18 protein-coding genes are annotated in these 17,582 nt (G+C 58.1%); 12 read left to right on the forward strand and 6 right to left on the reverse strand.

Translation table 11 applies throughout. The features are described from left to right. The first annotated feature begins 37 nt into the window (after positions 1 to 37). The 8 genes from ACIX8_RS01230 (at position 38) to ACIX8_RS24980 (ending at position 7,842) form a co-directional block, all read left to right on the forward strand. The gene (locus tag ACIX8_RS01230) at positions 38 to 829 is read left to right on the forward strand and encodes a cytochrome b/b6 domain-containing protein (RefSeq protein WP_014263487.1); all 792 of its coding nucleotides are present in this window, start codon (positions 38 to 40) and stop codon (positions 827 to 829) included. Then, positions 826 to 2,253, forward strand: a complete 1,428-nt coding sequence (locus tag ACIX8_RS01235; RefSeq protein ID WP_014263488.1) for a molybdopterin-dependent oxidoreductase — start codon at positions 826 to 828, stop codon at positions 2,251 to 2,253. The genes ACIX8_RS01230 and ACIX8_RS01235 overlap by 4 nt, the downstream gene beginning before the upstream one ends. Positions 2,254 to 2,460: 207 nt before the next feature. Next, positions 2,461 to 3,189 carry a class I SAM-dependent methyltransferase gene (locus ACIX8_RS01240; protein WP_014263489.1) on the forward strand — a complete coding sequence of 243 codons (729 nt, stop codon included), beginning with the start codon at positions 2,461 to 2,463 and terminating at the stop codon, positions 3,187 to 3,189. Then, a complete protein-coding gene (locus ACIX8_RS01245) occupies positions 3,190 to 3,948 on the forward strand; it encodes a TIGR04282 family arsenosugar biosynthesis glycosyltransferase (protein ID WP_014263490.1) in 759 nt (252 codons plus the stop codon). It abuts the gene before it with no gap. After that, positions 3,945 to 5,384 (forward strand): glycosyltransferase family 87 protein, encoded by a 1,440-nt coding sequence (locus ACIX8_RS01250; protein WP_014263491.1) that lies wholly within the window; start codon positions 3,945 to 3,947, stop codon positions 5,382 to 5,384. Before ACIX8_RS01245 ends, ACIX8_RS01250 begins: the two co-directional genes overlap by 4 nt. Next, positions 5,381 to 6,097 carry a glycosyltransferase family 2 protein gene (locus ACIX8_RS01255; RefSeq protein ID WP_014263492.1) on the forward strand — a complete coding sequence of 239 codons (717 nt, stop codon included), beginning with the start codon at positions 5,381 to 5,383 and terminating at the stop codon, positions 6,095 to 6,097. The genes ACIX8_RS01250 and ACIX8_RS01255 overlap by 4 nt, the downstream gene beginning before the upstream one ends. A 56-nt stretch (positions 6,098 to 6,153) precedes the next feature. Then, entirely contained in the window at positions 6,154 to 7,293 is a 1,140-nt protein-coding gene (locus ACIX8_RS01260) for an NAD-dependent epimerase/dehydratase family protein (protein WP_014263493.1), read from the forward strand. A gap of 48 nt (positions 7,294 to 7,341) precedes the next feature. Continuing rightward, positions 7,342 to 7,842 (forward strand): group II truncated hemoglobin, encoded by a 501-nt coding sequence (locus ACIX8_RS24980; RefSeq protein WP_083836595.1) that lies wholly within the window; start codon positions 7,342 to 7,344, stop codon positions 7,840 to 7,842. Positions 7,843 to 8,002: 160 nt separating this feature from the next. Here the strand turns inward: ACIX8_RS24980 and gyrB are convergent, their stop codons facing one another. Continuing rightward, a complete protein-coding gene (gene gyrB / locus ACIX8_RS01270) occupies positions 8,003 to 10,645 on the reverse strand; it encodes a DNA topoisomerase (ATP-hydrolyzing) subunit B (RefSeq protein WP_014263495.1) in 2,643 nt (880 codons plus the stop codon). Between the two features lie 278 nt (positions 10,646 to 10,923). Further along, positions 10,924 to 11,688, reverse strand: coding sequence for an aquaporin Z (gene aqpZ / locus ACIX8_RS01275; RefSeq protein WP_014263496.1), 765 nt, complete (start codon positions 11,686 to 11,688; stop codon positions 10,924 to 10,926). A gap of 178 nt (positions 11,689 to 11,866) precedes the next feature. On the opposite strand from aqpZ, the gene ACIX8_RS01280 reads away from it, so the two are divergent. Then, on the forward strand, positions 11,867 to 12,115 hold the full coding sequence (locus ACIX8_RS01280) for a type II toxin-antitoxin system Phd/YefM family antitoxin (RefSeq protein WP_014263497.1): 249 nt from the start codon (positions 11,867 to 11,869) through the stop codon (positions 12,113 to 12,115). Beyond that, complete coding sequence (locus ACIX8_RS01285; protein WP_014263498.1) at positions 12,112 to 12,498, forward strand: type II toxin-antitoxin system VapC family toxin; 387 nt, start codon at positions 12,112 to 12,114, stop codon at positions 12,496 to 12,498. Before ACIX8_RS01280 ends, ACIX8_RS01285 begins: the two co-directional genes overlap by 4 nt. A 59-nt stretch (positions 12,499 to 12,557) precedes the next feature. Here ACIX8_RS01285 and ACIX8_RS01290 read toward each other — a convergent pair whose 3' ends face one another. Together ACIX8_RS01290 and ACIX8_RS01295 are read right to left on the reverse strand one after the other, a co-directional pair. Then, the gene (locus ACIX8_RS01290) at positions 12,558 to 14,621 is read right to left on the reverse strand and encodes a M13 family metallopeptidase (RefSeq protein WP_014263499.1); all 2,064 of its coding nucleotides are present in this window, start codon (positions 14,619 to 14,621) and stop codon (positions 12,558 to 12,560) included. A 32-nt stretch (positions 14,622 to 14,653) separates the two neighbouring features. Further along, positions 14,654 to 15,802: an acyltransferase family protein gene (locus tag ACIX8_RS01295; protein ID WP_014263500.1), complete on the reverse strand. Its 1,149-nt coding sequence runs from the start codon at positions 15,800 to 15,802 to the stop codon at positions 14,654 to 14,656. A 214-nt stretch (positions 15,803 to 16,016) separates the two neighbouring features. On the opposite strand from ACIX8_RS01295, the gene rpmI reads away from it, so the two are divergent. Further along, a complete protein-coding gene (gene rpmI / locus ACIX8_RS01300) occupies positions 16,017 to 16,214 on the forward strand; it encodes a 50S ribosomal protein L35 (protein WP_014263501.1) in 198 nt (65 codons plus the stop codon). Between the two features lie 193 nt (positions 16,215 to 16,407). Further along, positions 16,408 to 16,785 (forward strand): 50S ribosomal protein L20, encoded by a 378-nt coding sequence (rplT, locus tag ACIX8_RS01305; RefSeq protein WP_014263502.1) that lies wholly within the window; start codon positions 16,408 to 16,410, stop codon positions 16,783 to 16,785. A 98-nt stretch (positions 16,786 to 16,883) separates the two neighbouring features. Here the strand turns inward: rplT and ACIX8_RS01310 are convergent, their stop codons facing one another. Beyond that, a complete protein-coding gene (locus tag ACIX8_RS01310; protein ID WP_014263503.1) occupies positions 16,884 to 17,309 on the reverse strand; it encodes a PIN domain-containing protein in 426 nt (141 codons plus the stop codon). Continuing rightward, on the reverse strand, positions 17,306 to 17,581 hold the full coding sequence (locus ACIX8_RS24985) for an AbrB/MazE/SpoVT family DNA-binding domain-containing protein (RefSeq protein ID WP_083836596.1): 276 nt from the start codon (positions 17,579 to 17,581) through the stop codon (positions 17,306 to 17,308). Before ACIX8_RS24985 ends, ACIX8_RS01310 begins: the two co-directional genes overlap by 4 nt. Position 17,582 lies beyond the last annotated feature (1 nt).

A 17,582-nucleotide genomic window follows, 5' to 3' on the forward strand; every position in this document is an offset into this window, starting at 1 on the left:
GTTTAATTGCAATCGATCTCAAAAGGGACGTGGTCTCATGGTCATAAAGTCCAAATACGACAATGATTCGAGCGACGTCCTTCCATCCGCGCCTGCACCCCTCAATGCGTCCATCCGCCTCGAACGAAAGCATCCTCTTGCCATACGCTGGATGCACTGGATCAATTTCCCTGTGCTGTTCACCATGATTTGGAGTGGCGTTCTTATCTACTGGAATGATTCGGATAATGCCTATCGGCACCCACATGCCATCTATCGCGTGGGGATCGGCAAGTTTACCCTCATCCGATTGTTTCCAGACTGGTTTTACCAGAAGCTTCATGTGCCGTACTCCGTAACGCAGGGGCTTGGCTACCACTTTTTCTTTATGTGGATCTTCGGCCTGAATGGGCTCCTGTACGTGCTGTATACCTCGTTCTCAGGGGAGTGGCGCTTTCTTGTACCCGAACGCCGCAGCCTGCGAGACGCGATTCAGGTCACCCTGGTCGACCTTCATCTGAGGAAGGGACTCCCTGCACAGACGAAGTACAACGGTGCGCAACGAATCGCTTATACCTCCGTCATTCTGATGGGAGTGGGGATGCTCGTGACGGGCCTGGCCATCTACAAGCCGACACAGGCACACTGGCTCACAACTCTGCTGGGTGGCTATGAGATGGCCCGATGGCTGCATTTCTGGATCACGATGAGCTTTCTGGGCTTCTTTGTCGTTCATGTACTGCAGGTGATCCTTGCGGGATGGAACAACTTTCGAGCCATGGTCAGTGGGAGAGAGATCCAGAGAGTGGAAGATCCTTCGATTGAGGCGGAACGGCGGAGTCACCGATGAGCGAACACGACGAATTACCCGTAGAGGCTCAGAAGCTTTTAGAGGTTCAGAAGGTAGAGGCTCCACAGCCCGGGCCGCCTGAGGTTGCTGCAAAGCCAGACGACTCGGTTACTGCGAAGCCAGCCGAAGTGGCTGCTGCAGCACCAGCCGAGACGGCTGTGGCGAAATCATCAGAAGCATCTGTTGAGAAATCGCCTGAAGCAGCCACCGCAAAGCCAGACGATATCGTTGCTGCACCAGCACCAGGGCCTCAGCCGGCCCCGAAGGAATCCTCTCCTTCTGAGTCAAAGCCCGTCGTTGAATTGACGGCAAAGCCGCCTGCACCGATCGCCGTTCCTCCAACGGCGACGCAACATGGCGATGCGCCTCCAGTTGAGCTGGCGGCGGACGAAGAAGATGAAGAGGATTTGGGTGTTGATCTGGAACAGAGAGCGATTGCCGACGCTGCCGTTCTGGCTGAATCGCGCAGGCACACCCGCCGTTCGTTCATTGGCGCTTCCATTGCCGCGGCTGCGGGCTATGGGTTTTATCGTTGGATCGACCGGAGCCCTGGTGTCGGGATGCAGCGGTTCCCGCTCCGTGATGCCTTCAGGACGAACGCGGCTATCTCGCGAGCCGTATCGGGTGACCGCGCGCTCGCACCCACGTATCCGCTCAAAGCTGCGAAAGATCTTCGCGTAAATGGTGTCTTCGGTCTGAAGAAGATGCTGGCGCCGCAAGGTTGGCGGCTGCAGTTGGTCGGTATGCAGGATGCTGCGGCACATCCGCGATTCACGACGGATGTGACTGCCTGGGAGTACCAATACGTAGCTGAAGCCAGCCACGAAGACCAGGGTCATGACACGAAGGTGGATCCCAATGCCCGCACCGCCGAGAAGATGGCCCCGGAACCCATGCTCGGTCAGGCCAAGGCTGCGGAAGAGAGCATCGGCCGCCGCATGCCTCGCGGGCGGGAAGAGGCCGGCGAAAGCAGCAGCACCCTTATGCCGGGTACGTCCGGACTGTTGCTGACGATGGAAGACATCCTGAAGCTTCCTCGTCACGAACTGGTGACTCAATTCAAGTGCATCGAAGGCTGGAGCGAGATCGTGCATTGGGCTGGAGTGCGCATGGCCGATTTCATCGAGGCGTATCCGCCCGCCCTTATCGATGGCAAGGAGCCAAAGTATGTTTACATGGAGACGCCGGACGGAGACTACTATACGGGTTATGACCTTGATGTCTGCCGACACCCGCAGACGCTGCTGGTCACGGAGATGATGGGCGCACCTCTGACGCAGTTCCACGGAGCTCCGCTTCGCCTGCACATGCCTACGAAGTACGGTTACAAGCAGATCAAGCGGATAGGGCTGATCAGCTATACGAACGCGAAGCCGGACGACTACTGGACCAAACTCGGATACGACTGGTATGCGGGATTATGAAGAAACAGAATCGTCCCGATGTAGAAGGCGGCAAGCTGTGAGGCGTATGACTGAAGCCCGTTGGGGCATCATCCAACTCGAAGTCCCTTTACAGACTCTAAACGCGAAGACTCGCCCTTCATGAATATCTTTGGATAAGTTCAGTAGGATTGTCCTGCGGTTCATGCGTTCAATCCGGTCATTACAAAAAATCAGATGAGTTCAACCATGGGTTCAAGCCAATACGATCTCACCGGCCAAAAGGCCTTGCCTCCGCCAGAAAGCTTGTTTGAGCGATGTCACTGGCTCTATGCACTTTGCAGAGAGTACCTGTTTCGCGACCACACCCCTGAAATTACAAACGCGCTCTTTCCGACCGGTACTCCCGCGGACGGAACCAGGATCCTCGAACTCGGCTGCGGTCCTGGCCTCTATGCCTGCCGGTTTGCTAAAGAGTATCCGCAGATTACGGCCACCGGCATCGACCTGTCTAAGCGCCTTATTCAGCGAGCGCGGGAACGGGCCAGCAATCTTCGGTTGCACAATTGCACCTTCATCGAAGGCGATGCGCAGGCACTGAAGGAACTTCCGCACTCTGTCGATGCCGTCATCGTCTCCCGCCTCTTCCTCATCGTTCCCGACAAAGAAGCTGTTCTCGCGGAGATCTTCCGGGTACTGCGTCCGGGCGGACGATGTTTCATTGCAGAGCCGACCTCCGGCTTCAGGACCAGGCTGCCTCTCGGCGCCATGTGGCTCCTGGCTCGCTTGACGACCAGTCCCGTTGCGAAATACAGAGAGCCACAGCAGGCGGAGGTCATGCCGTCTGCCGATTTCGTCGAGCTGGTGCGGACACCCTCCTGGGCCTCGGTCGACGTGCATTACGATGACTGGTACCAGTATGCGATCTGCCAGAAGAGCGAATTACAAGCTGAGCAACCCAGCCGGAGTACCTCCTGAATGCCCTATACGCTCCTCGATCCGTCGTGCACGGACTCCTCGCTTAAATCGAAGTGTGCTCTCGCCGTCATGGCCAAGGCTCCGCGGCCAGGCAAGGTAAAGACGCGCCTGTCGCCACCGCTGACGCTTGAGCAATCCGCGGCGCTGAACGTCTGCTTTCTCCGGGATACGACACAAAACATCGCTGAGGTCGCCAGGACGAGCCAGGCAGCCGGACTTATCTCCTATACTCCCGTTGGAGATGAAAGCCTGTTCGACGGTCTGCTCCCCGAAGACTTCGCCCTCGTTGCGCAGCGTGGCGACGGATTTGGAGAACGGCTGCTGGCTGCGGCTGAGGATATCCTCCTTTGCGGCTTCGGCGCGGTTTGCCTCATCGACTCGGACTCACCCACTGTTCCTGCCGAAGCCTTCCGTCAGGCGGTGGAAGAGTTGAACCGTCCCGGCGACCGTATCGTGCTCGGAGCTTCAAACGATGGCGGATACTACCTCATCGGCTTGAAAGCACCTCACCCTGAACCTTTCGTGAACATCCACTGGAGCACCTCGACAGTCTACGCGGAAACGGTCTCCGCCATTACCAGCGCGGGGATCGAACTCGTGGAGCTTCCCCTTTGGTACGACGTCGACGACGGAGAGACGCTGAATCTCCTTCGCGACGAACTGCTAGGAGAGATACCTCCACCCTTTACCGGAATGCCCGGTTACTCTGCTCCGCATAGCCGCAGGTTTCTCCTCGATCTCTTCGGAGCCGGCAAGTGAGTTCCGACTCCACAACACGCTGGTCCTATGCGCGGCCCTGGCTGACGAATGCCGCGCTGATTCTCATCGGTTCAGGACTGCTCCTCCTGACACGTCAGCTCATCAGCGAATTCAGCCACTTCACCATCGGCTTCTCCGGAGTCTCCGGCTGGTCCGCGATACTTTACGCACTGGCGGTTCTGGTGATTTTGACCCAACCGGTCAACCGCTACACTTTCGGCATCATCCTGGCGTTCGCGATTGCCTTTCGGCTCGTCACGCTGCTTCCTGCTCCCTATCTCTCTACTGATATCTATCGCTATGCCTGGGACGGTGTGGTGCAACATGCTCACATCTCGCCCTATCGCTATGTACCTGGTGATCCAGCCCTCACGTTTTTGCGAGCGCCCAACCAGAATCTCTTCGATCACATCAATCGCCGCGACTATGCGCACACCATCTACCCGCCGGTCGCGCAATTCATCTTCTACATCGTCACCTTCCTCAACCCCACTGTGACGTTCATGAAGCTGGCGATGGTCCTGTTCGAAGGCCTTACCTTGTATGCGCTGTTGGAGTTCTTGCGTGAACTGGGCGTTCGCCGCGAACAGTCCCTGCTCTACGCGTGGTGCCCGCTGCTCGTCTGGGAGATCGGCAGCTCCGGCCATCTTGACTCCGCCGCCATGGCCTTCATCGCGCTTGCTCTCCTTGCTCGATATCGCAGGCAGTCCCTCCTCACAGGTCTCTTCCTCGGTTTGGCAATCATGACGAAGATGTATCCCCTCGTGCTGCTCCCCGCATTATTTCGTCGCGGCGAGTACAGGATGCCCGCGACCGTGGCCGGGGTGGTTGCTCTGGGGTACGCGTGTTATTCCAGTGTGGGCCTTGGGGTCTTTGGTTTCCTCGGAAGCTACGTCCAGGAGGAAGGCATGGATACCGGCACACGCTACTTCCTGCTGGAACTCACGCAGCACGTACCCGGCCTGCACAATCTCTCCAGCAAACCCTATCTTGCCTTTGTGGCCCTGGTCTTCGCCGTGCTGATGATCTGGTGCTGGCGAACCTGCTGCAGTCCAGTGCCGCTGAAGGTAGAGACAGGACAGACCCGCCGCTTCGGCCTTCCTGCTGATGCTGACTTTCTGGTCCCGGCATTCGCGCTCGCACTCGCGTTGATGCTGCTCTTTTCGCCGCACTATCCCTGGTATGTCGCGTGGCTCGTTCCTTTCCTCGCGCTCGTACCGGACATTACCGTCTTCGCCTATATCTGCGGTCTCTTCTATCTGTGCACGACCGCGATCGCGGTAGGCACTGGGCCGCTGCAGTTTCTGCTTAACAAGATGCTCTACGGCAGCGTGTTGCTCGCGTTCGTGCTGGATATCGTCCTGCGCCGTTGGCCTATCCTTCATCCCTCTCCCAAGCCTCCCTATCCCAGACCGGCAACGGAGGATCGAGCATGAGTGTCTTCGACCTCGTGAACGGCTCGAAGATCTCCGTCATCATTCCCGCGCTCAATGAGCAGGAATCCATCGGTCAGGTCGTCGCCTCGATGCCGTGGCCGCTCATCGCAGAATGCATCGTCGTCGACAATGGCTCGACGGACGACACTGCCAGGATTGCAGCCGCGGCAGGAGCGCGCGTCATCACCTCGGCACGCGGCTATGGAGCAGCCTGTAAAGCCGGCTCCGATGCCGCCCTCGCAAGCAGTATGATCCTGGTCTTCATGGATGGTGATGGCAGCGACGTCATTACAGATCTTCCTCGTCTCGTCGCTCCCCTTGAAGCTGGCGAAGCAGATTTCGTTATTGGTTCGCGACTACGAGGACATCGTGAGCCAGGCTCTATGCTGGCTAGCCAGGTCTTCGCGGGGCATCTGGTCTCGCTTCTTCTTCGCCTGCTGTACGGTATCCGCTATACCGATATGGGGCCATTCCGCGCTATTTGCCGGTCGTCATTACAACAGCTCAATATGTCAGAGATGACCTACGGTTGGAATTTGGAGATGCAGGCCAAGGCGGCGCAACAGCATCTCCGCGTACAGGAGATTCCCGTCGACTACCAATGCAGAAAGGGCGGAGTCAGCAAAGTATCGGGCAATCTCGCTGCCAGTTTTAAGACCGGGATACGGATATTGGCGGTGCTGCTTCGCATTGCATTCTCTCGAACCACCTAGTTTCTTCGCAAGGACTATATAGCGCTTCGCTCTTCAACTCATTCCAGGACACACCTATGGCTGCACATCAAAAACGCGCACTTGTCACCGGAGGCGCAGGCCTCATCGGCTCTCACATCGTTGACCTGCTTCTGAGCGAAGGTTGGACCGTTCGCATCCTCGATAATCTGGAACCGCAGACTCACAAGAACGGCGAGCCCGAGTGGGTCAATCCAGCCGCGGAGTTTCGCCAGGGTAACGTGCAGGACTACGAGACGATGCACTCCGCTTTGATGGATATCGATGTCGTCTTCCACGAGGCTGCCTACGGCGGCTATATGCCGGAGATGGCGAAGTATGTCCTGGTGAATAGCTTCGGCACCGCACAGATGCTGGAGATCATTCGCGACCATCATCTTCCTATCCGCAAAGTCCTCGTGGCAAGTTCGCAGGCGGTCTACAGCGAAGGCGCCGCGAATTGCCCGGAGCACGGCCACGTCGTTCCCCTGCTGCGTCCCGCCGAACAGCTCCGCGCCGGTGATTTCAGTGTGCACTGTCCCATCTGTGGCAAGCCCACAACTTCCATTCCGACCCCGGAGGCTACGCCCGGCGGTGGCGAGACAGTCTATGCCCTCACCAAGGTCGATCAGGAACGTCTTGTGCTGCTCTGGGGGAAGCAGACAGGAATCCCGACAGTCGCCCTGCGGTATTCCTGCACCTATGGTCCTCGCCAGTCACTTTTCAATCCCTATACCGGAGTGATCGCCATCTTCTGCACGCGCCTCCTGAATGGCCAGCCGCCCATCATGTATGAAGACGGCGGCCAGACCCGGGACCTGTGCTTCGTAGAAGACATCGCGCGCGCCAACCTGCTTGCAGCCACTACCGACAAGCTGGACGGCCTGCCCGCCAACGTCGGCAGCGGACGGGCGACCAGCGTTCGCGACCTCGCTGGCATCATCGCGAACCAGCTCGGCGTGAAGCTCGCGCCGCTGGCGAGAGGGGAGTTTCGCCCTGGTGAGATTCGCTCGCTCATCTCGGACATCAGCCGCATTCGCACGATCGGATACGAACCCCGGACCACCATCGAGCAGGGGATCGCGCGCTATATCGACTGGATCAAGACGCAGGGTGCGGTCGAAGACTATTTCTCGAAGGCCGAGGCAGGCCTGCGCGCGAAAGGAATCGTTCAAAGCGTACAAAGTCCGGGTTCGTGATCACTGGGATTCGACGACGGATCGACGCAATACTGGCTAGAATTCGGTATGGTCTCCCAGGTTCCTACACTTTTCCAATGGCTCGGTGGTTCAGAAGCTCTTTCTGCGCTTATAGAGCGCTTTTACCAGAAGGTGCCGGCCGACCCAATCCTCGAACCCCTGTTCCGCCATATGGATCCGGCCCACTTCGAGCACGTCGCCAAATTCATCGCTGAAGTTCTGGGTGGTCCTGCTGAGTATTCGTCGCAGCACGGTGGGCATGCCGCGATGATTCGCCATCACCTCGGAAAAGGCATCACGGAGCAGCAGCGTCAGCACTGGGTGCGGCTCCTCCTCGAAACGGCTGATGAGTTGAATCTTCCTTCCGACCCGGAGTTTCGGTCCGCGCTTGTCGCATACCTGGAATGGGGTTCTCGCCTTGCCGTCATCAATTCTGCGCTTCCATCCGATACCCAAGTTGAAGAAGCTCTCATGCCCGCATGGAATTGGGGTGTCCCGGGAGGGCCTTACGAGCCCGAACCGGAAACATCCGACCCAAACCGTAGCTGAATGTGCCGTAAGCCTTTCATCGAATGAATCGGGTAGATACGTTATGCAATTTTTGACTGTATAAAACATCGGGCGAGCTCATGAAGAATGAGCTCGCCCGATGTTTCAGTTTATGTTTCACGAGTGATCGCGATATACGTCAAGCTACAAATACAGCGAGTTAGATGTCGAGGTTCTTTACATCCAGCGCGTTCTCTTCGATGAACTTGCGGCGGCTTTCGACATCCTCACCCATCAGCGTGGTGAAGATCTCTTCGGTCGCGGCGATGTCCTCGAGCTTGACCTGCAGCAGTGTGCGGCGGGCAGGGTCCATAGTCGTGTCCCAGAGCTGCGGGGCCGTCATTTCGCCGAGGCCCTTGTAGCGCTGGACCTGGTATTCCTTGCGGCCCTGCTCGATGACGTACTCGAAGACCTCGCGCGGCGTCTTCCGCTCGACGGGATCCTGCGAGACCTTCGCTGAGCGCTTCACCGGCTTGGCAGCCTCCACAGGAGCAACCGTACCTACGTCGACTGCGCCTTCGAGCTCAACCTCATCGGTGTCCTCAAGGTCCTGTTCCGCCTGTTCCTCTACGCTCTTCGTAGTCGCGGCAGCGTTCTTGCCTGCGTACTCGATCAGGAACGGTCCAACGAGCTGTTCGCGAATCTGGGCATGCTTGCCGAGCAGCTGGCGTGACTCCGGTGCGGAGGCCAGCGTCCAGTTGATGTGCCGGAGCGCGCCCTGCGCATCGGTGAACGAGACAGAGTAGGTACGATGCTCTTCGTCGAACTCGACCTCGGAGACATGCTTGAAGAGCTCGGGACGCTCCAACTCCTTGAGCCGCGCGCGCATGTCCTTCAGCTTGGCATCGGTTTCGAAGTCTGCGCGGCTAACGGAGTCCTTGCCTTCGTTGGCGAAGATCTCGGCGAACGCGCGTACGACTTCGTCATTGCGCAGGCGCTTGACGACCTTGTCGTAGAAGCTGAGGTAGTCGTTGAGCTGCGACATGTACTTCGTCAGCTCCTTGCCTTCGAGCTTCGAGCCGCCTTCGCCGTAACGAATGATCATGCCATCGGAGGCGCGCTTGACCATCACCTGCACGTACTCGCGCTCGTCCTTGATGTACTGTTCAAACTTGCCCTTCTTGATGCGGAAGAGCGGCGGCTGCGCGATGTACACGTGCCCGCGCTTGATAAGCTCCTGCATGTGGCGGAAGAAGAACGTCAGCAGCAGCGTGCGGATATGTGATCCGTCGACGTCGGCATCGGTCATCAGGATGAGCTTGCCGTAGCGCAGCTTGGCGGTGTCGAAGTCGTCCTTGCCGATGCCGGTACCGAGTGCGGTGATCATGGCGCGAATTTCTTCGTGGCCCAGCATCTTGTCGTAGCGGGCCTTCTCGACGTTGAGGATCTTACCCTTGAGTGGGAGGATCGCCTGGAACTTGCGGTCGCGGCCCTGCTTGGCGGTTCCGCCGGCCGACTCACCCTCGACGAGGTACAGCTCGCAGAGCTCAGGACGACGCTCGGAGCAATCAGCGAGCTTGCCGGGCAGGCCGCCGCCGTCAAGTGCGCCCTTGCGGCGCGTAAGGTCGCGGGCCTTGCGTGCGGCTTCGCGAGCGCGCGAGGCATCGATGGCCTTGTTGATGATCTTCCTTGCGACCGAGGGGTTTTGTTCAAGAAAGGCGCCCAGGCGCTCGTTGACGAACGCCTGCACTTGGCCGGCGATATCGGAGTTGAGCTTGCCCTTGGTCTGGCCTTCGAACTGCGGCTGCGGCAGCTTGACGCTGACGACAGCGACGAGGCCTTCGCGAACGTCATCGCCCGAGAGGTTTTCCTTCACATCCTTGAACAGGCCAAGCTGCTGGCCGGCGACGTTGATGGTGCGCGTCAGCGCGGTGCGGAAGCCGGAGAGGTGCGTGCCGCCGTCAACCGTATTGATGTTGTTGGCAAAGGAGAAGACCGTCTCGGAGTACGCGTCGTTATACTGCAGCGCAATCTCCATGACGACGTTGCCCTGCTCGGTCTCCATGTAGATGGGCTTCTCATGGAGCACCTGCTTGCCCTTGTTGAGCAGCTTGATGAACTCCGCGATACCGCCGGTGTACTTGTAGACCTGCGACTTCGTCTCGCCTTTGGTATCGACCTGGCGCTCGTCGGTCAGCGAGATCTCGATGCCCTTGTTCAGGAACGCGAGCTGGCGCAGACGATTGGCGAGTGTGTCGAAGTTGTACTCGGTGACGGTGAAGATGGTCTTGTCGGGCAGGAAGTGGATCTTGGTGCCGCGGCGCTTGGAGGGGCCCATCTTGCGCAGTTCGCTGATGGGGTCGCCCTTGGAGTAGTCCATCTCCCAGGTAAAGCCGTCACGCCAGATCTCAACGTCGAACTCTTCCGAGAGCGCATTGACGCAACTCACACCGACGCCGTGCAGACCTCCGGAGACCTTGTAGTTCGAGGCATCGAACTTGCCGCCGGCGTGCAGCATCGTCAGCACGACCTGCACGGCAGGCATGGTCTCGCCGGTGGGCAGCGTCTTGTTGTCGACGGGGATGCCGCGGCCGTCGTCGACGACCGTGATGGAGTTGTCGACGTGGATCGTGACATCGATGCGTGTGGCATGGCCCGCCAGTGCCTCGTCGACCGAGTTGTCGACGACCTCGTAGACGAGATGATGCAGACCCTGCTCGCCGGTTGAGCCAATGTACATGGCTGGGCGCAGGCGGACGGCCGCCAGGCCTTCGAGGATGGTGATGTTCTCGCCGGTGTAGGTTCCGGGCTGAGGCGGGGGAGTCTGGCTATTGGCTGCTGCGGGGATGATTTCTTCAGGCACGAACGGAACGCTCCATTGGTCTTATCCGGTTGGCTCTCCAGAGGGCTGGGAACCGATCGGGAAAGGGCGCAAAAACCCTTGAAAATACAGGCTGTTTGCTGGTGTTGTCGACACCTAAGTATAGCACGCGCCAACCCGTTTTCGAAGCACCGAAAGGGCTCTCTGGCAGGGAACAAAAGGCGTAGATTGAAGGGTTTAGCCGATGTCTTAGGACTTCTTAAACAGCAGAAGCCCCCGGGCGGCAGACTCGGGGGCTTCTGAGCGGGGTATTTGTTGTTTTAGGCTGAGGCCGCGTACGTTACCGGCTCTTCTGTCACAGGAGGCACTTCATGCTCCGCGAGGACCGCGCTATAGAAGATGCCTGCAATGGCGGCTCCCACCAGCGGAGCGACCCAGAATAGCCATAACTGCTGCAGGGCTAATCCGCCGGCAATAATCGCCGGACCGGTCGAGCGCGCCGGGTTGACGGAGAGGTTGGTTACCGGGATGCCGATGAGGTGAATCAGCGTCAGGCAGAGACCGATTGCCAGAGGCGCAAACCCTTTGGCCGCGCGCTGGTCGGTTGCGCCCAGAATCACTACCAGGAAGAAGAAGGTTAGAACCACCTCGGCTACCAGGCAGGCGATCAGGCTGTAGCCGCCGGGTGAGCCAAAGCCGCCCGGCATGGCAGGACCGTAGCCGTTGGAGGCAAAGCCACCCACCGCGTAGTCCGTTTTGCCGGAGGCGATGACATAGAGCACGCCAGCCGCGGCAATGCCGCCGATTACCTGCGAAATCCAGTAGGGAAGGAGCTCTTTGGCCGGAAAGCGCTTGCCGGCTACGAGGCCCAGGGTGACTGCAGGGTTGAGGTGGCAACCGGAGATATGTCCGATGGCATAGGCCATCGTCAGCACGGTCAGGCCGAAGGCGAGCGCAACACCGACAAAACCGATGCCAAACGCCGGAAACCCACAGGCTAGAATCGCTGCTCCGCAACCGCCGAAGACTAACCAGAATGTTCCAAAGAACTCGGCAATACAACGCCGTGAAAGCGCTATCTCCATAACTTCCTCCAAGGTTCACTTCTCTATTTGCTTGGTATTTGAAACGGAGCCAGTGTAGAGCACGAAGCCTGTTTTTGTGATGTAAATGTGATGAGCGTACAGCGATTACTTGAGGTTAGAGTCCCGCTGGACAGGCCGGTTTATCCTAGCTAAGATTGATTAGCAGGTTGGAGGCGATATGGTTACAGCGACAATCTTCGAAGCTAAGACGAACCTCTCCAGTCTCGTGAAGAAGGCGCAGGCCGGGGAAACGGTCATCATTACCTCTGGTCGCGACAAAACCCCGGTCGCGAAGTTGGAAGGGATTGAATCCAAAAAGATTAAACGGCTGGGTTTCATGGAGACGCCAGGCTTTGAGTTGGGAGATGCTTTCTGGGAACCGTTGCCTGAGGAAGAGCTCAACCTTTGGAATGGTGAGGGCGAATGAAGGTCCTGGTAGATACACATGTAATCTTGTGGGCTGCATTCTCCAGTCACATGATTGGTGAAGACGCCGCAAAAGTGATTGGCAATGAAGCTAACACGATCTTTGTATCGGCAGCTTCTGCCTGGGAGATTGCGACCAAAGTGCGTATAGGAAAGCTGCCCCAGGCTGAGGCGTTGGAGAAGGACTTTTCTGCGGCGATGTCGGGCGCAGGATATACGCTTCTGCCGATCACTATTGACGACGCACTCCGCGCCGGACGTCTTCTGGGTAATCATCGCGACCCGTTTGACCGGATGATCGTAGCGCAGGCGCTGGCGATGGATATACCTGTGATCAGCATTGACTCAAAACTGGATACTTTCGGTGTCCGCCGGATCTGGTAGCCCTTGAGCTACCTGATCCGGCGTGACGACCTATGATCCGACGTTAGCCTGGGGGGGCGCTACCAGACCCGGCACGACGGTGCATGCACCATCGGCTGGCTTGCCTTGCAGCCGAAGGCCTTCTGGAACTCCGGCATGTTCGACACCACGCCATTAATGCGCGCAAACCCCGGTGAGTGCGGATCGGTCGCGGCATGTACCCGCAGGTTCTCCGGCCGTTCGTTCTCGCAGGCCCACTGCGCCATGCCCACGAAGAACCGCTGGTCCGGGGTAAACCCCTCGACGTCTGTCAGCTTCACGCCCTCTGTCTGCTTCTTCCAGGCGATGTAGGCCAGCAGCTCTCCGCCCAGGTCGGCGACATCTTCGCCGCTGGTCAGCTTGGAGTTGATGTGCGTGTCGTCGACGATCACATAGCCCGCATACTGGTCGCGGATGCAGTTGATGCGGTCTTCGAAGCCCTTCGCATCTTCTGGAGTCCACCAGTCGCGCAGGTTGCCCTTGGCGTCGAACTGCCGTCCTTCGTCGTCGAAGGCGTGCGTCAGCTCATGGCCGATGGTGCCGCCCGTGTTGCCATAGTTCGGCGCGTCGTCGAGCTTCGAGTCGTACAGTGGTGGCTGCAGCACGCCGGCAGGGAAGTTGATGTCGTTCATCTGCGGATTGAAGTAGGCGTTCACCGTCGGTGGCGTCATGCCCCACTCATTCAGGTCGACGGGCTTGCCCAGCTTGTGCCATTGGCGCGCGTCTTCGAAGCGGTAAGCGCGTACGGCGTTCCCGGCATAGTCGTCCGGTTTGACCTCAAGCGTAGAGTAGTCGCGCCAATGCTCGGGATAGCCGATCTTATTGCGGATGGCGTGCAGCTTGCGCAGCGCCTCCTGCTTGGTGGCCGGGCTCATCCAGGGCAGATTCTCGATCTCATGCTGCATGGCCGTCTCGATCTGCTCGGTCATCAACTGGGTACGGGCTTTCATGTCGGCGGAGAAGGTGCGCCGTACGAACTCCTGCCCCAGCGCTTCGCCAAGGTTGCGGTCGACCGCGCGGGTGCAGGTCTTCCAGCGCGGAGGCATCACGGGAATGCCGCGCAGCGTCTTCGAGTAGAAGTCGAAGTTGGTCTGCTCGAACGGATGCGCGAGGTAGGGCGCGGCGGCGGTAAGCAGATGGAAGCGCAGATAGGCTCGCAGGGCAGCGAGATCTTCCGTGCTGAGCTCGGCTTCGACCGCCTTCATGAACTCCGGCTGCGAGACGTTGAGCTTCTCGACTCCGGCTGCGTCCTGCGTCTTGAAGTAGAGCGGCCAGTCGATCGACGGCGCCAGCTTCGCGAGCTCGGCGACGGTCATCATGTGATACGTCTTATGCGGATCGCGAAGATCGACACGGGTGAGCGAGCCCTTGGCCAGCGCGGTTTCTATGCGCAGGATGGCATCGGCGTCAGCCTTGGTCTTTTCGGCCGGCTCACTTGTGAGGGAGAGCAGTTGCCGAATGTACGCGACATACTGCTCGCGGATCTTGACGCTCTTGTCGTCGGTCTTCAGGTAGTAGTCGCGGTCGGGTAATCCGAGTCCACCCGCGCCGACCGCAGCGATGATGACAGACGAGTTGATGGCATCCTGGTCTGTGCCAGAGCCGAAGAAGAAGCTGCCGGCGTACTCGTGGTGCAGGCGCGTGAGTGCGGCGAGCAGCTCAGGCCGCGTCTTCAGGGCATCGATTCTTGCCAACTCGGACCGCACCGGCTTATCGCCAAGCGCGTCGATGGCTGAAGTGTTCATGCAGGCGGCAAAGTAGTCGCCGACCTTTTGCTGTACAGGCGTGCGGTTGGTGGCTCTGGCGTCTTCCACGAGAATGCCCCAGAGGAACTGCTGGTTCTCGTTGGCGAGCTTGGAGTAGACGTCCCATGAGGCCTGATCGGAAGGGATCGGGTTGTTCTTCATCCAGCCGCCGCAGGAGAACTTGTAGAAGTCCACACAGGGATCGACCGAGCGGTCGAGGCTCGTGACATCGAGCGAAGGGGAGTAGGGCATCGCCTGCAGGGGCTGTGGCGCGGCTGGCTGTTGAGCCGAAAGAGATTGTGACGAAAGACAAAGGGCGGCCGCGGCGAGCGCCACGGCAAGCAGAGGTTTCGAGAGCATAAGTTCTCCAGTGAGAGCCATCCTACAATGCTCTAGGGAGCAGTACTCCGGGCGATCTCTTTTCCCTCCAGACGCCGTAGCTTTCGCCAGAGCTTCCGGGGCCACTCGGGGTCCATGCAGGGCCGCTCAATCAGCACAAAGTAGAGAGCGGAGACGGCTATCGCGATCGCTATCAGGAGCGCCATCTGGGTCGCGATGGTTGCCGCATTTCCGGGCATCCGCAGATACTTGATCGCGCGGAACGAGGCCGAAATGATCAGCATGTGCATGAGATAGATGGAGTAGCACATGCCGCCGGTCAGGGCCACAAAGGGTTGCCGGAAGAACCAGTTGGAGGCCTTGCCGTAGAAGGCGGCCAGATAAACCGGAATAATCAGCAGAGGCAGGCACGCCGACGTCCCCCGTGAGTGCACTAAAAGGAAGATGGCGGACCATCCCACAAGGCTCACAAGGTCCCAGGCCCATGTCTGACGGCTCGTGTGCCGGGGATATTCCAGAAGATCGGTCAGCAGGAATCCGGAGAGGAAATACTGCATATAGTAAAGCGGCGTTAAGTCGTAGTAAGCAAAGGGAACACCCCTGCTGTTGACGAAGCAGAAGAACAGGATAAGTGCTGCGAGGATGCCCCGGCGCAAGGCAGTATGTTTGACCCGATAGAGGTTTCCCAGGAACGGTGCCAGGATATAGAACTGAATCTCAATCTCCAGGCTCCAGGTCACAAAGTTGATCGTGCTTCCGGTGTAATAAAGCAACCCATGGGCATATCCCATGCTCGCCAGTAAGTGCGGCAGTAGCTCATGAAAAGGAGTATGGAGTACACCGCACAGAGCGGCTGTGTAGATCAGCAGGGACAGAATGTAGGGTGGTTCCAGCCGGGTCATGCGTCGCAAAAAATAGGTGCTGAGCTTGACCTTATGTCCTTCCAGGCGATGCTGGCGAAGGAAGGGCCGCGCCAGGATGTAGCCGCTGATCACGAAGAAGAGCTGAACTCCACGGTCGCCGTTCTGGAGGATTCTGGTGATCCACCAGGCATTGGACGGGAGGGCGAGCGGTTTCAGGCCCTGATGGGACACCTCTCCAAACGAGTGCACAAGGAGCACGGCGATAATTGCGATAAAGCGCAGGCCGTCAATCTGTGGAATCCAGGTGGCCCCGCTCGTTATGCGCCGCAGACGCAGCAATCAACTACCCTCATTTCTGCCCGGTTGGATCGTCTCTTCTAAGAGGCACTTCTGCCCAGATAACAAGTGTAGCGAGGCGAACGCCGAACTTCGATGAAAGGTGCAGTGTTTCCGAGCGGACCTCAGATAGGAATGCTTTGTCTTGGAAGGGCCGCCCCTCTCATCTGTTATACTGATCGCTGTTGTAAATAGCAGTAGTTCTGTTAGGAACCCCATGCCAAAGTTGAAGACACACTCAGGCGCGGCCAAGCGCTTCAAGAAGACTGGTACCGGCAAGTTCAAGCGCGGCCAGTCGAAGATGCGCCATATCCTCACCTCGAAGGCGACCAAGACCAAGAGCAAGCTTGGAAAGATCGTTCTCGTTTCGGTGGCGGATACCCCAAAGGTCGCCCGTATGCTTCCTTACGCCTAAGGCGTAGAGAAGTTTATAGAGTTTTTCGAATCGAGCCGTTCTGTCGATTTTGACAGCACAAAGGGCCGCTCAAGCGTTGAGGCCCCTGGGTTAGGCCAAAGCCAACCCACTGAGATTCGAAGTTGTAGGCGAGTGAAGAGGCTACTACCCTTACCTCCAGCCGCTTGAACGCAGTACGCAAAAGGAGAATGACATGCCCCGTGTAAAACGGAGTACTAAGCGCAGCGACCGCCGCAAGAAGATTCTTAAGCGCGCGAGTGGCTACTTCCTCACGAAATCCAAGCTCTATCAGGCAGCCCAGGAAGCCGTTGAACGCGGCCTGAAGTTTGCCTATATCGGCCGCAAACAGAAGAAGCGGCAGTTCCGTTCGTTGTGGATCGTGCGCATCGGCGCCGCGGCCCGCATCAACGGCATGAGCTATTCGACGTTTATCAACGGCCTCAAGAAGGCGGGCAACGGTCTCGATCGCAAGATCCTCGCCGACATCGCCGCCAACGATCCCGCAGGTTTTGCCGCACTCGCTGTGCAGGCCAAGGCCGGGCTCGAGAGCGCCAAGAAGGTTGCGGCGTAACTTTCCGCAGGCAGGACTGAAAGAAGGGCGTGGCTTCGGCCACGCCCTTCTTTCTTGTACACGCCCTTTTATTTTGTAATGGTCCATGTCGAGGACTTTTAGGGTGTTTGCAATCGCTCTGTTATGGGCGGTCCGCATTGCGCATAGTGTCGTATATTCCAGCTATAGATGATGCCGGCCTGAGCTTTGATAGCGCATTGCGCAAGCATGGCGTCGTAGATGCTTCCTCCTACGATGCCACGAGCAGCCGAGATCTCCAGCGTGTCCGCATATTCATCTCCATCCAGTGCTATAAGCGTGAGCCGTTCCCGGATGCTTCCAATGAATAATATTGCTTGTTCGGGACTGATGCGGTGTTTGCCCGGCATGCGAGTCAATGTTGAGAAAACCTCAACCAGGCTGTGCGCTCCACAACATCCTGTAGACCTGTTGAATTGAATGAATAGTCGCAGACTAGCCTCGTGGTGGACATGATCTCCATAAAATACCGGCACCAGCACCGAAGTATCGAAGAATGCCTTCATTCAATTCCGCCCAGGTTCGTTAGATCGCGCTCCGCACGTAGTTGTTGCAGCACTCTATCCGTAGCCGACGCAGACAACGATTGCCCTGTATGAAACACCCAGACGCCATGTTCTTTCGTAAGCGGTCCTGTTCCGCGAACAGGGCGGAGGGTAATTTGTTCCCCAACATTTTCCAGTTCTAGACTGTCCCCAGGTTCCAAATGCAGTTCTTCACGCAATGATTTTGGAATGACAACACGACCAGCTTTGTCGATGGTGAGTTGAACGTTCATA

This window comes from Granulicella mallensis MP5ACTX8, assembly GCF_000178955.2.
Lineage (GTDB): Bacteria > Acidobacteriota > Terriglobia > Terriglobales > Acidobacteriaceae > Granulicella > Granulicella mallensis.

What these genes read in the sequence shown, in the direction of transcription:
- ACIX8_RS01290 (WP_014263499.1), bottom strand. Translation starts at nt 14,621, where the DNA reads ATGCTCTCGAAACCTCTGCTTGCCGTGGCGCTCGCCGCGGCCGCCCTT.
- ACIX8_RS24980 (WP_083836595.1), top strand. Translation starts at nt 7,342, where the DNA reads ATGGTCTCCCAGGTTCCTACACTTTTCCAATGGCTCGGTGGTTCAGAA.
- ACIX8_RS01280 (WP_014263497.1), top strand. Translation starts at nt 11,867, where the DNA reads ATGGTTACAGCGACAATCTTCGAAGCTAAGACGAACCTCTCCAGTCTC.
- ACIX8_RS01245 (WP_014263490.1), top strand. Translation starts at nt 3,190, where the DNA reads ATGCCCTATACGCTCCTCGATCCGTCGTGCACGGACTCCTCGCTTAAA.
- rplT (WP_014263502.1), top strand. Translation starts at nt 16,408, where the DNA reads ATGCCCCGTGTAAAACGGAGTACTAAGCGCAGCGACCGCCGCAAGAAG.
- rpmI (WP_014263501.1), top strand. Translation starts at nt 16,017, where the DNA reads ATGCCAAAGTTGAAGACACACTCAGGCGCGGCCAAGCGCTTCAAGAAG.
- aqpZ (WP_014263496.1), bottom strand. Translation starts at nt 11,688, where the DNA reads ATGGAGATAGCGCTTTCACGGCGTTGTATTGCCGAGTTCTTTGGAACA.
- ACIX8_RS01310 (WP_014263503.1), bottom strand. Translation starts at nt 17,309, where the DNA reads ATGAAGGCATTCTTCGATACTTCGGTGCTGGTGCCGGTATTTTATGGA.
- ACIX8_RS01285 (WP_014263498.1), top strand. Translation starts at nt 12,112, where the DNA reads ATGAAGGTCCTGGTAGATACACATGTAATCTTGTGGGCTGCATTCTCC.
- ACIX8_RS01235 (WP_014263488.1), top strand. Translation starts at nt 826, where the DNA reads ATGAGCGAACACGACGAATTACCCGTAGAGGCTCAGAAGCTTTTAGAG.
- ACIX8_RS01230 (WP_014263487.1), top strand. Translation starts at nt 38, where the DNA reads ATGGTCATAAAGTCCAAATACGACAATGATTCGAGCGACGTCCTTCCA.
- ACIX8_RS24985 (WP_083836596.1), bottom strand. Translation starts at nt 17,581, where the DNA reads ATGAACGTTCAACTCACCATCGACAAAGCTGGTCGTGTTGTCATTCCA.
- ACIX8_RS01255 (WP_014263492.1), top strand. Translation starts at nt 5,381, where the DNA reads ATGAGTGTCTTCGACCTCGTGAACGGCTCGAAGATCTCCGTCATCATT.
- ACIX8_RS01260 (WP_014263493.1), top strand. Translation starts at nt 6,154, where the DNA reads ATGGCTGCACATCAAAAACGCGCACTTGTCACCGGAGGCGCAGGCCTC.
- ACIX8_RS01240 (WP_014263489.1), top strand. Translation starts at nt 2,461, where the DNA reads ATGGGTTCAAGCCAATACGATCTCACCGGCCAAAAGGCCTTGCCTCCG.